Source organism: Paraburkholderia sp. CI2 (assembly GCF_014201055.1).
In the GTDB taxonomy this organism is placed as follows: domain Bacteria; phylum Pseudomonadota; class Gammaproteobacteria; order Burkholderiales; family Burkholderiaceae; genus Paraburkholderia; species Paraburkholderia tuberum.
Genome location: NZ_JACHDL010000015.1, coordinates 114,372 through 126,830, shown reverse-complemented (window position 1 = coordinate 126,830; position 12,459 = coordinate 114,372). Strand labels below are relative to the sequence as shown.

Genomic DNA, 12,459 nt, shown 5'->3' with positions numbered 1-12,459 from the left:
ATGCGAGGCCGTCCGCGTCACACATCCGTTTCTTTACCATGCAGCAATGGTTCGGTCTGTCAGACCCTGCCATGGAAGAGGCACTCTATGACGTTCCGCTGTATCGCGAGTTCGCGGGTCTCGACGGCGGGATGGTTCGCTTGCCGGATGAAAGCACGATTCTCCGGTTCCGTCATCTGCTGGAAACGCACGGACTGGCGGTGCAAATGCTGGCGCTGGTCAATGAAATCCTGACGGAGAAAGGCCTGATGCTCAAGGCTGGATCGGCAGTCGACGCCACTCTGATTGCCGCGCCCAGTTCGACAAAAGAATGGCTCCGGCACGCGTAATCCGGAAATGCAATCAACGCAGAAAGGTGGCAACTGGTACTTCGGGATGAAGATGCATATCGGCGTGGACGCCGACTCGGGCCTGGTCCATACGGTCATCGGAACGGCGGCCAATGTTCACGACATCAACGTAGCCCAGGCATTGCTGCATGGTAAAGAAACGGATGTGTACGCGGACGCCGGATATCAGGGTATCGAAAAGCGTTGTGAGGCTGACGCGGTTCGTTGGCATGTTGCAATGCGACCGGCAAAGCGCAGGAAACTGGATCTGAGTGATTCGGTGGACGCGATATACGATCAGATCGAACGCCTGAAGGCGGGTATTCGAGCCAAGGTCGAACACCCGTTTCGCATCCTCAAGCGGCAGTTCGGTTACATGAAGACCCGCTATCGTGGTTTGATGAAGAACACCGCCCAGATCACTACGCTGTTTGCTTTGGGCAATTTATGGATGGCGCGTAGAGCGTTGCGCAAAGCTTGAAACACCGAGCCGATAAAGTCCGTATGTCTGGTTGAAGCGCTCCGGCGCGCGAAAAAAGCCCCGGCGATTGACTCGCCAGCAAAGATCTGAACGCAGAGGCCGCGCTGGATGTGAAAGATAACGCTTGCAAAGAGGGTTGTGCAGACCTTCCTTAACCCTTTTGTCGCAAGATCTCTGCGCGAATCGGGTTTAGTCGTGTTTTGTGTCAAACCTATTTCATCGGGACGTGATTACAGCATCGCCACGTATCCGATTTTTATTGGTGCGTTGTCAGTCTCTAGTTTTCGTTCACTTGAGTAAGTAGCAAGGAATTCCTTGCTGTGCACTAGGGGACCGGAGGTAGCCGCATGCGACGCCGTGCCCGACGAACCGTAAGCAGGCATTCGCTGACTGCGCGACGCGATCGGCGGGAATTGCCGCTCCGGTCCACTTTGACCATTCGGGCTGCCAGGCCACGTTGTTAAGGAACCGATCCGGCACGGCTGACGGAATGGAACGCGCCATAACGGCAGATTGCAATCGCTTCAGCGTCGGACTGTGAAGCGGCCTGTGCGAAGGCAACTGACCACCGGCCGCAGACGTCGCGATAGCGGATCGAATAGATAAACATGGCAATCTCCTGTGGCATGGAGGGATCAACGAGGCCTTTGCGCCCTGTCCGGTCGGCCGCACGATAGACCGTCGAGCGATTCGGATTTCGTCAGCGTTCTTCTTGGGTACCGCGTCGAAGACGCTGGTCGCTACCGCCGACATTGATCGTCTCGACGCAACTGGACCAAATCTCCTTGCGCTCGTATTCATCGTGACCCTCACCGGATACAGACGCGAAATGAACCTCGAACTCCATGGAATCAAGATAGACGGACGACGAAAAGAAAACCATTGTACGAACGGTCGCTGCAGTCGCCCGTGGGCATAACGTGCTCATACTTTCGGATGCCTCGAGGTGTCCCCGGGGCGCCCGGTAAGGCCGTCATGCGCGGGTATGAGACAGCCATTTCTAATGGTTGATGAGTGGAGCGGCGGCGAGGTACTTCAGCGCCGTGAGCGCCGAGCACTTGCCGTGCGACGAGACCGCGCACATGGCCGTTGTACCCTTCAAAGCTGCCGTTGACTTCGCGCCGGCTTCGAGGTCCGAAGTGGGTCGTCAGCGTCTATTCGATTTTTCTGTGATCGGTCATTCAAGTTCGGCGAACCATTTGCGTGGCTCGAAAGGCCGGATCAGCCGATCAGCCGACCGACGAACCAGCCGCCAGCGCCCGGTGCCGTCCGGCCGCCATCGCGGCCGGAACTTCATGACATTCGGCGACATAGTTTCCGCATGGTCTTTAGCTAGGCAGCCCACTACATTAGCTTCACCTGACGCGATAGCGGCGTTTTCCCGCAGGCGACGCGTCCCATCAACCCGTTACCCGTCCATCATGTTCACCACTGGAAAAATCGCGCTTTGTGTAACTCTGTTCGTCGTTGGCGTCTCGCTGATCGAGGCGTGCGTGCTCACCCGCAGACAGCGCGATAGCGCCACGCCCTTCGACTGGCATGAAGTGTGGATATCGCTGGCCGATCTGGCCGGCCGCAAGCTGTTCGCGCTGCTGCCGCTTTCGCTTGCGACGCCCATTTTTGCGCTCGCCTGGGATCACCGGATCTTTACCGTCACGCTCAACAGCGCGCTGATGGTGTTCCTGCTCTTTATCGGCCAGGAGTTCTGCTATTACTGGTATCACCGCGCATCGCACCGCATCCGTTTTTTCTGGGCGACGCATGCGGTTCACCACTCGCCGAACCAGCTGACGCTATCGTCTGCTTACCGGCTCGGCCTGACCGGCAAGCTAACCGGCTCGGCAATGTTTTTCGCGCCTCTCGTGTGGCTTGGCGTGCGTCCGGAAATCGTGCTGGCGACGCTGAGTTTCAATTTGCTTTATCAGTTCTGGCTGCATAACACGTGGACGCCGAAACTCGGCTGGCTCGAATACGTGTTCAATACGCCATCCGCGCATCGCGTGCACCACGCCTCGAACGTCGATTATCTCGATGCGAACTATGGTGGTGTACTCGTCGTATTCGACCGCTTGTTCGGCACGTATGTCGAAGAACGCGCTGATGAGCCGTGCCGCTACGGTCTCACGACACCGACGCGCTCTCACAATCCGCTCGTTGTCGAATTCGAGCACTGGGTCAGCCTCGCCCGTGATATCGCATCGGCGGGCGGCGTGTGGACTGCGATCAGCTTCGTGATCCTGCCGCCGGGCTGGCGCGCGGACGGTTCCGGTGAAACAACCGAGGCGCTGCGTCAGCGGAATCCGGCCGCACGTCGTACGGTTCCAGTCGGTACGCCGGGACGGTGAACGGATTTTGTATCAGTCGAGTGCAAAGGTCGAACGCTCTGATTCGCGCCAGCGGACGCCTTCGTTCTGGGACCGCTTATCGGCGGAGGGTTCGTCATTGCTGCTAGCTTATATCGGTGTGACGGCGAATGGCCGATCTCGTTTGGAGGATTGGTCTAAACGCGCCGCAAGGTTAGTCCACATTGCGGATCCTCCTGATCGAAAGCACGTCCCCTGTCTTCCAACCGAGTCGGTCGACTAATGCAGGCGCTCTTGCGACGGGCGACCATAGCCTGGCTCTGCCAGGTAACAGGTTGCGAGCAGTTGAAAGCGAGAATTCGGCGAAAGCATAAACTGCACGGACTCTGGTTATGCAAAAGGTGTAGCAACTGTAAAGTCGCTCAAAGGAGCGTTGGCGTGAGCGTTGAATCACGAGGAAGGAGCGCTATTAAACTCGTTGTCCGCATTCGACGCTTAAGCTTAGGTCGGGTTGTTCGCACTTTCCCAACCAATGATATGAAGCCAAATCTATGCGCCTAGCACTCTATAACCTTCTTGATTTTGACTTCGATTTCGGGTTAGCTAAAGATTTTCTACGTAGTGCTTGCCTTTCTTTCTTTCTTTCTTGATCAATCTATAAAGACTCTGCATCGTCGATGTCCGAGAGGAGAGAAAGCGATGCGACCGTTCGAGGTCTTCTCCGTGCGAGCGGAGGTTAGCGGTCAAATTCGAGCAGGTTGTATTTTCGCTTGAGGTCTTCTCCGCGTATGCGGAGGTTGAAGGTAAGCAGAGGTAGTGAAGATTCGCGAGTCCGTGGAATCCGAGGTCGGAAAGAATCGTTGTGTTCGACAAAAATCCAGGCTCGCGATTCGAGCTGCGAAAGCGAAGTGTCGAGGCCGGCTCCCGGGGAACGGGGGCCGGTTTTTCGTGTGTACAGACTCTGCTCTGCATATCTCGTTCGTTGAATGCAGAACCGGAACTGATTCGAGTAGACAGTCGGCCGGCAGGAGCATGTATCGAGTGACTGGCGATGTGTTCAACGTGCCCGGTGTCAACGATGTTCAATACGAGCAAATCGAAGAATTCTTTCGTGGTCAAGCTAACTCATGGCACGGAGGGGACAGAGTCGCGAGGTATTTGAGCGAACTTTTTGCAAATCCAGCCTCGCACCCCTCGGCACAGCTTCGGCGTTTGCACCCGCGAGCGGCCGATACAACACTGCAAATCAAGCTTGAGTCGTTGCAGTTGGGTAATCCGATGGTTAGCGGGTTGGCGGCCCGCAGCGCGGAGTTGCTAATTTTAATTTTCTCGTAGCTCGCTTGCGTTGTTTAAGGTTTTTGATCCTTCATCTGACGTTCGGGCACGAATGGATCCTCGGGTCACCAAAGGCGTTGCGTAGTGTCGATAGCGTTACGTAAGGAAGCGTGTTCCGTCCCTTACAACGAGGTTGGTTCGAACGTTTGATTTAGTGCTTGCCGACGAGGAGGACGTTCAACGAGAAGAGAATGCGTATACGAATTTTTTGCAACGCTCGTTCAGGCGTTGGAGAGAGCGTGGATTTTGCCCCCCGCGCGAACCCGTGGTACGCAGCTGTCACGACTTTACGTGTAAGACTTCTTGCGAAAAGACCGGCGCATCCTCATTTGTTTGCGACTTCTGATTTGCGCGCGTGGGGACCGATCGCGCGAAAACGTTGTTCTATATAGGTTTGTCGTCACGACTCAAATGTGTAGTGACAAACGTGATCCAAAGTAATAGAGAATGGCATCGAGACTTTCGGCTGACGACGGCGCGTCTTGTTCGCATCACGCCTGATGTCGTGTTCTTGGCCGACGCGTTCCCGCGCGTTGACGCCACTCAACGGGAGGCGCGCTCGTGCATGCTCGCCGTTGATCCCGACGAACGTGCTATCGACTTGCGACAGATCGATTTGCGGGGCAGTGATCCTGATCACGCACCAGCACCAACGTAAAAACGCTTTTTGCAGACTTTCGGGGAAGGTCGCCGATCGACCCGAAGCGGTCTTACCTGCTTACTCTGAATGACGGCCGTTTCCAGGGCGAAGCCGTCATTCGACCCCTCGCTTCAGCTGGCAAATCCTCCCGGTGGGATCGGTCGAGCACGACCACCGGCATACTCCATTGGTCGATAAGACTCATGACGCCCGCAACTCACGGACCCCCTTACCTATGCGCCGCCGCAGCAGCGTGCGCAAGGTGACGCCGTCGGCGTAGCCGACCTGCTCGGCGATGCGATCCACGCTGACCTTGCTCGTTTTCAGCAGATGAACGGCGCGCTCGACCCGCAGATCCTGGATGTACTCGATGGGCGTTTTACCGAGCACTTCATTCAGACGTCGCGTCAATGTCCGCTTGCTCGTCGCCAATGCGTCCGCGACGTCGTCGAGTGCGATTGCCGTGGCGAGGTGTTCGCGCACCCAGCGGTCGAAACGCTCGACGAGCGGGTCCGAATGGGACAGGTGATCGGAGATCGCATAGGCAGACTGCGACAGCCGCGAATCGAATACGAGGTAACTGGCCACGAGCGCCGCAAGCTCAGGGCTGTTGTTGCGGATCAGCCAGAGCGCAAGGTCGAGATGGCTCAGAGCGGCCCCTGCCGTCACCGTGCTGCCGCTGGGAACGATAATGCGATGCGCATCCAGGTGCACTTCAGGGTAACGCTGCCGGAACATCGGCGAGAGCCACCAGGTGGTGGTGGCTTCACGCCCATTGAGCAAGCCGCTTTCGGCCAGCACGAAGGTACCCGTACAGGCGGCTCCGATATGTGCGCCGGCACTGTGCCACGCGCGCAATGCACCAAGCGCATCGATCACGTCGGCCCGGCCGAGCGAAGGCACGAGCAGGTCCGTCGTCGTCCTGTTGAGAGCCGGTACAACAACCCAATCCGGGGCGGGTCCGTCTGTCGTGTCGCGGACGGGAACCTGCAGCCCGAGCGCGGTGCGCACCTCTGGCCGCATCCCCGCAACGGTGATTTCGAAGCCCGGTGTGGCCATCCCGGTCGCGCGCGCAAGTTCGTTGGCCGTCGTCAAGGCATCGAGCACGGTGGAGAGGCCGGTGTCGAACACCCCCTCCAGCGCAAGGACAAAAATCCGCATGGCAGGATCGATACCAAAATTGTCGATTGAGACAGTATCTCCAAGGGCGCTCTGTTTGTAAAGTCTGGACCAACGCGCGAACTCGTCGCGCGCAAACTGGAGAGCAAAGATGATCAAGAAAGCACTATTCGTACGACTTGAAGCGAGGCCGGGAAAGGAGCAGGCGGTAGCAGACTTCCTCGACGCCGGCCTGGAGATGACGAATCGGGAGGCGACCACACCGATCTGGTTCGCCCTGAAGCTCTCGGCGACGACGTTCGGCGTCTTCGACGCCTTCGCGAGCGAAGAGGATCGCCAGGCACACCTTGCCGGCGACATGGCCAACTCGCTGATGACGCGAGTCGAGGAGATGCTCGCAAGTCCACCGTCGGTCGAGCTGATCGACGTTCTGGCGATGAAGAACGAGCTGGCCTGATTCCCGGTTATCTATCACCGATCAATCCTCGCCCGTCAAGTGTGATTGCGCGAAACGACGGGCAACTACAGACAATCCTGGAGAGTAAAATGTTTGCACTGCGAAAGAACCTGGCGATTGCCGCCCTGATTGCCCTGGGCGCCACGATGGCTCACGCCGAGGCAAAGGCGGCTGCGAAAGATGTTGTCATTGTTCACGGCGCACTGGTGGATGGCTCCGGCTGGCGGGCCGTCCACGACATCCTGGTCAAGGATGGTTACCATGTGGCGATCGTGCAGGAGCCGCTCACGGGCCTTGCAGAAGACGTCGATGCCGCCAGGCGCGTCATTGATCAGCAGCAGGGCCCGGTTGTGCTGGTCGGCCATAGCTATGGCGGCTCCGTGATCACGGAGGCAGGTGCGGACCCGAAGGTCAGCTCGCTCGTCTATGTGGCCGCACTGCAACCCGACGCCGGCGAAGCCAGCGGTCAGCTGTTGCAGAAGTTCGCCGCGCCCAACGATGCGATGCGAGCGACGCCGGACAAGTATTTCTTCCTCCCGCCGGCGAAATTCCGTGAGAACTTTGCAGCGGACGTCTCGCCATCGGACGCGCAATTCCTGGCGGACTCGCAGGATCAACTCGCCGAGAAAGCGTTGGGCGCACCGGTCTCTGTGGCGGCATGGCGAACCAAGCCCAGCTACGCCATCCTGACTACCCAGGATCATATGGTGAGCCCCCAGCTTCAGCGCTGGATGTATCAACGCTCGGGTGCCAAGGTGACCGAAGTGAGCGCAAGCCACGCTGTCTTTATCTCTCAGCCGGCCGCGGTCGCGCGAGTGATTGAGGTTGCCGCGAAGTCGACGAACTGACCGGTAATCGTCTCGATGGGGCACCTGTCGGCTTGGTGCCGACGGCCGACACCGTCGCCAGTCGGCCCGCCCCCATCGCAGATACCCACGTGGGTTGTCAAATCGCGGCAATCGCGGGTGGATGTCGCTCAGCTCGGTACATACCCCTAACCCTTCACGGATGTCGCCACCATGCTCTTACTGATCCTTGCCTACCTCGGCGGTGCACTGACCATCCTCAGTCCGTGCATCCTGCCGGTGCTGCCTTTCGTATTTTCGCGAGCAGACCGCCCGTTCGCGCGCAATGGACTGCCGATGCTGGTGGGCATGGCGCTGACTTTCGCCGTGGTCGCCACGCTGGCCGCTGTTGGCGGCGGCTGGGCCGTCCGCGCCAACCAGTACGGCCGCTTCGTCGCCTTGGCGGTGCTTGCCGTGCTTGGCCTGACGTTGCTCTCGGAGCGCGTCGCGGAATGGATCACCCGTCCGTTCGTGGCGCTCGGCAACAAGCTCACCGAGCACACCGGGAGCCAGGACGATTCGGTGCTCTCGGCGGCCGGGCTGGGCGTGGCCACAGGGCTGCTGTGGGCGCCCTGCGCCGGCCCGGTCCTGGGCCTGCTACTCACGGGCGCCGCTCTCAAGGGCGCCAGCGTCCAGACGACGCTGTTGCTGCTCACCTACGCGGCGGGCGCGGCGACCTCGCTCGCGCTGGCGCTGCTGATTGGCGGACGCGTCTTCGCCTTGATGAAGCGCTCGCTGGGCGCTGGCGAATGGGTGCGCCGCGCCTTGGGCGTGCTGGTGCTGGCAGGTGTGGCCGCCATCGCGCTGGGGCTGGATACCGGGCTGCTGACACGCGTGTCGCTGGCCAGCACGGGCGGCATCGAACAGAAGCTGATCGACGCGGTGCGTCCTCCGCCTCTCGTGCAGATCGCTGTGAAGGCCGGCGACACGCTGCCGGTGGAAGGCGATCTGCCCACGCTCGATGGCGCCACCCAGTGGCTCAACAGCCCGCCGCTCACGGCGCAGTCGCTGCGGGGCAAGGTGGTGCTGGTCGATTTCTGGACCTACTCCTGCATCAACTGCATCCGCGCGCTGCCCTACGTGCGGGGCTGGGCTGACAAGTACAAGGATTACGGCCTGGTGGTGATCGGCGTGCACGCACCCGAGTTCGCGTTCGAGAAGGATCCGGTCAACGTCATCCACGCCGTGAGGGACCTGGGCGTGGACTACCCGGTCGCAATCGACAACGGTTACGCCATCTGGAAGGCCTTCGGCAACGAGTACTGGCCCGCGCATTACTTCATCGACCCGCAGGGGCATATTCGTCACCACCACTTTGGCGAAGGCGACTACCAGCAAAGCGAGGACGTGATCCGCCGGCTGCTCACCGAGGGCGGCCAGAAGGACCTGCCGGGTGGCTACGTGCAACCGAACGCGCAGGGCGCACAGGCCGCCGCCGGCTCAGGCGATGCCAGTCGCTCGCCGGAAACCTACGTCGGCTACGCACGCGCGCAGAACTTCGCCGGTGGCCCGGTGGCGCAGGACGAGACTGCCACGTATCACGCGCCCTCGACCCTGACGGCCAACCAGTGGGGGCTCGACGGGCGCTGGTTGGTTAGCGACGAAAGTGCCCGGCTTGACAGCCCTAACGGACGCATTGTTTATCGCTTCCGTGGCCGTGACCTGCATCTGGTGCTGGGGCCCGGCCGCGACGGCCAGCCCGTGCGCTTTCGCGTGCTGATCGACAACGAGGCGCCGGGCGCCGACCGCGGCGCGGACATCGATGCGTATGGCAACGGCACGGTCACCGGGCAGCGCCTCTACCAGCTCGTGCGGCAGGCCAACGGCAGCGGCGAACGCACCTTCGAGATCACCTTCCTGGCGTCTGGCGTGTTGGCTTACGCGTTCACGTTCGGCTGAGTCCCACCGTTGCCCAATGCCCGTCTCTATGCACCAACGCCGTCACGCATGCGACTGCAGGCCGAATGGCCGTATTCTGAGTCGAGCCGATGATTGATCGTCCGGGCCAACCCGCCAGCCCGTGACCGTTCATGGCCGCACACGGTCCGATCCTGAACCGACGACGGCGGCTGTCAATCGGCCCGACCGCACTCGACAGAAGACGACCGATCCCGGGGTTCCGGCTAGAAGCGCACGGTGCATCGCGCGACAGGATGTAGGGCATTAGGCCGATTGAGCGCACCTGCTGCTTTGTCACAATCCTTTGGAATTTCTCTGAATCTCAGCGTTGCAGCGCCTGGCGTAGACGAATGTCAGATCCGAAGTGTCTCGATCCAGGGCTTCGAAAGTACCCCAATCCTCGCTTGGTTCACTGAGGCGGTCACATAACAGTTCGATAACTGCATCCGGAGCGGGTGCACAGTTCATGTGCGGCTTGTGCGACATCAGAAACGTCTGCATCGTCTCGGGTTGTTCCAGGTTGAGCGGAACGTGCCACGGTAGCCGGCCAGATGTTCCATCAAACTGGACATACAAGACCGGCGGAGCTTTGAAGTGCGTGTGGAACAGCCCATGGACATGGATCGCGAAACGCTCGAAATAGTCCTCTACGCGCGACTGCAAGCTTGCGTGGGTATAAAGGAGGGTCGCGCTAGTGGTGGCTTCCAGACGAAATGTAACGAACCTCGCTTCCCCTTCTTGCGAAACCACCCCAACTCCGTACTGCCCTATCGCCTGAAACGTGGTCGCGCGAGGCGGAGTATAAAAGTATCGATCGACATAAGAGACGGGTTCCCAATCGTCATCATCATCGCGGAAATTGCCCGCGCGAGAACTCGCGTACGCTGGATTGTTGGGATTCAATTGATTGGATCTGTTGTCCCTATCGCTTTTGCTCGACATAGTGTGCCTCCGCATCCGGTTCTGGGAGAAACAGCATATACGTCCAACCCGGCGAGCTCAGTCTTGCGTCTGGCTTGCGAAAATCACCCTTTCGGATCCTTACGCATCAGGGAGTTGTGCAGTCCGTGAGTCGTCCGTCTCCAGGCATCGTCGGCCATTTGCTGAGCCGATTTCACGGTATGTTCGATCCGATGCTTACTCTTCGGCGCTTGCGCAATCGCTGAAGTCAGACCGGAAAGTGTCCGTCGGACAGTCCTGGTGACCATAACTCACTCCGCGTTCTTGTCCACGTGTTAAGTCTAGGCCGTTAGGTGAAGCGCGCGCTACTGTACGTTTGAACAGTACCTTGGTGAGCCCATCATGGACATCCGGAAGCGCCACAGGCGACACGTCAAGAGCATCATTCGTCGTCTTCATCGTCTCGTTTCATCGGAGTAATGAGCCCCTGGCCTGTATCGATCCCGAGCCGTTCCAGCGCCTTGGCAAGGTCGTCAATTTCGCTGGCGAAATCCATCTGCCACTCCTCGCCTTCACTGCGCACAGTCAGCGAGTGATGCGCAACAAACGCGTAACGCGCGCGGTGGATCCGCCTGCACGACGACCGAGGTGTTCCTCAACTGTTTCATGAAGTGATCTGCGCCCGTATGTCCGCACCGAGCCCAACAACTCCTTGGCAGTGTAGGTGGGCTAGCCGAGGTTACATGTTGGCGATCGTGGCACCTGTCCGGACGAGCGCTCATGACCGACTACTGCCCGATGCCGAAGGCCGTGATCGACCCACTGCGGCCGGTCGCCCGTGCTTCAACCGTACGGCCGTTGTCTGTGCAAAAGCGACGGAGAGTGATGAGTATGTGCTGCTACAGCTAGTTCTCTCCGTCTTCCCTAGGGAGGTCGCCGACACGCGACCTGGCCTGCCGTGGCAAGTCCGCAGCCCGCTGCAGTCGTGCGACAATCCGTCATCGCGTTCCAGCTTTGGCCGGCATTGCCGCGTTCTTTCGAACGAATGTCCATCTCAACGCCCTTGTCGTCGTTTGCGCGCATCTCCGCAGCACACCTCGATGAACTCATCGCGCTGCTCGAGATCCGCGTCCTAGGCCTGTCCGAGTGTCTCGTCAGCGAGGGGTTCGTGCTCGAACTCGACGGCAACGACGCGCCCGGCATCCACTACATTCTTTCCGGCAGCGGGCTTCTACACATCGGAGGCGCCGATTCGGTACCCCTTACACCGCACACGCTGCTGATCGTCCCACCGCGACATCCGCTGAAGCTCGAGGTGCCCGCAAACCAGGCGGGCATCGCACCGGTCGTCGTATCCGGCCGCGAGCATAAGCGTGTCGTCGATTCCATCAACCGGTTCCGCGCCGGATCGACTGAGCCCATGACCGTGATGATCTGCGGTTACTTCACCGCAGCTTTCGGCGCCTCGATTAATCTCTTCGAAATGCTCTCGATGCCGATCGTCGAGCAATTCGATCCGTCCGACCGGCTCGACGTCTATCTGCGCACTGCCTTCGAGGAGCTGATGGCACAGGAAATCGGCGCCGGTGCGATGTCGGGCGCGCTGCTCAAGCAGGTGATCGTTGCGCTCGTGCGCCGCTCGCTTAAAACCAGCGCGCTGTGGATGGAACGTTTCGCACTGCTCGGTGACCCCCAGATCGCGCGCGCGTTCGCCGACATGACCGCGAGGCCTTCCGCGCCGCACACTGTCGAAAGTCTTGCCCAGATCGCCTGTCTGAGCCGCTCCGCGTTCATGGCGCGCTTCTCGGCGGCCTTCGGCCAGGCGCCGATGCAGGTGCTTCGCGACATCCGAATGCGCCAGGCCGCCGCCCAGTTGCGCGCCGGGGATCTCGCGCTCGACCAGGTGGCGCACAACGCCGGCTACGCGAGCCGCGGAGCTTTCATACGCGCCTTCCGCGAAATTTATGGCGCGGCGCCCGCCGAGTATCGAGCAACACCATCCTCATCCTGATCCGCACCGCGCGGATTGACTCGCCCGCTCGACGCCCGAAGCGCCGAGTGGCGACCCACGAGCCGGACTTTTGCGCACATTTGCCGGATCCTGTGCGCGGTGATCGCTCCTAGACTGCTTCTCAATGCAGGAACACCTGT

9 protein-coding genes and 1 pseudogene are annotated in these 12,459 nt (G+C 60.0%); 7 read left to right on the top strand and 3 right to left on the bottom strand.

What is annotated here, in order from left to right; all coding sequences use genetic code 11:
* Positions 1 to 35 precede the first annotated feature (35 nt).
* A pseudogene (locus HDG32_RS21050) lies at positions 36 to 810 on the top strand (IS5 family transposase); the annotation flags it as partial.
* A gap of 460 nt (positions 811 to 1,270) precedes the next feature.
* On the opposite strand, the gene HDG32_RS21045 reads toward HDG32_RS21050, so the two are convergent.
* Positions 1,271 to 1,420, bottom strand: a complete 150-nt coding sequence (locus tag HDG32_RS21045) for a hypothetical protein (protein WP_184070509.1) — start codon at positions 1,418 to 1,420, stop codon at positions 1,271 to 1,273.
* 811 nt (positions 1,421 to 2,231) lie between these two features.
* Here HDG32_RS21045 and HDG32_RS21040 point away from each other — a divergent pair.
* Together HDG32_RS21040 and HDG32_RS21035 are read left to right on the top strand one after the other, a co-directional pair.
* Positions 2,232 to 3,155 (top strand): sterol desaturase family protein, encoded by a 924-nt coding sequence (locus HDG32_RS21040; RefSeq protein ID WP_184070503.1) that lies wholly within the window; start codon positions 2,232 to 2,234, stop codon positions 3,153 to 3,155.
* 999 nt (positions 3,156 to 4,154) lie between these two features.
* Positions 4,155 to 4,448, top strand: coding sequence for a hypothetical protein (locus tag HDG32_RS21035; RefSeq protein ID WP_184070413.1), 294 nt, complete (start codon positions 4,155 to 4,157; stop codon positions 4,446 to 4,448).
* Positions 4,449 to 5,289: 841 nt separating this feature from the next.
* On the opposite strand, the gene HDG32_RS21030 is transcribed toward HDG32_RS21035, so the two are convergent.
* Positions 5,290 to 6,249, bottom strand: coding sequence for a GlxA family transcriptional regulator (locus HDG32_RS21030; protein ID WP_184070500.1), 960 nt, complete (start codon positions 6,247 to 6,249; stop codon positions 5,290 to 5,292).
* Between the two features lie 109 nt (positions 6,250 to 6,358).
* Between HDG32_RS21030 and HDG32_RS21025 the strand changes: the two genes are divergently transcribed.
* The 3 genes from HDG32_RS21025 to HDG32_RS21015 all read left to right on the top strand — a co-directional run bounded on the left by HDG32_RS21025 (position 6,359) and on the right by HDG32_RS21015 (position 9,408).
* A complete protein-coding gene (locus HDG32_RS21025) occupies positions 6,359 to 6,664 on the top strand; it encodes a putative quinol monooxygenase (RefSeq protein WP_184070411.1) in 306 nt (101 codons plus the stop codon).
* A gap of 89 nt (positions 6,665 to 6,753) precedes the next feature.
* The gene (locus tag HDG32_RS21020; protein WP_184070408.1) at positions 6,754 to 7,512 is read left to right on the top strand and encodes an alpha/beta fold hydrolase; all 759 of its coding nucleotides are present in this window, start codon (positions 6,754 to 6,756) and stop codon (positions 7,510 to 7,512) included.
* 171 nt (positions 7,513 to 7,683) lie between these two features.
* Positions 7,684 to 9,408 carry a cytochrome c biogenesis protein DipZ gene (locus HDG32_RS21015; protein ID WP_184070406.1) on the top strand — a complete coding sequence of 575 codons (1,725 nt, stop codon included), beginning with the start codon at positions 7,684 to 7,686 and terminating at the stop codon, positions 9,406 to 9,408.
* A 294-nt stretch (positions 9,409 to 9,702) separates the two neighbouring features.
* Here HDG32_RS21015 and HDG32_RS21010 read toward each other — a convergent pair whose 3' ends face one another.
* Entirely contained in the window at positions 9,703 to 10,350 is a 648-nt protein-coding gene (locus HDG32_RS21010; protein ID WP_184070404.1) for a hypothetical protein, read from the bottom strand.
* A gap of 1,003 nt (positions 10,351 to 11,353) precedes the next feature.
* Here HDG32_RS21010 and HDG32_RS21005 point away from each other — a divergent pair.
* On the top strand, positions 11,354 to 12,319 hold the full coding sequence (locus HDG32_RS21005; protein WP_221307816.1) for a helix-turn-helix domain-containing protein: 966 nt from the start codon (positions 11,354 to 11,356) through the stop codon (positions 12,317 to 12,319).
* Positions 12,320 to 12,459: the final 140 nt, after the last annotated feature.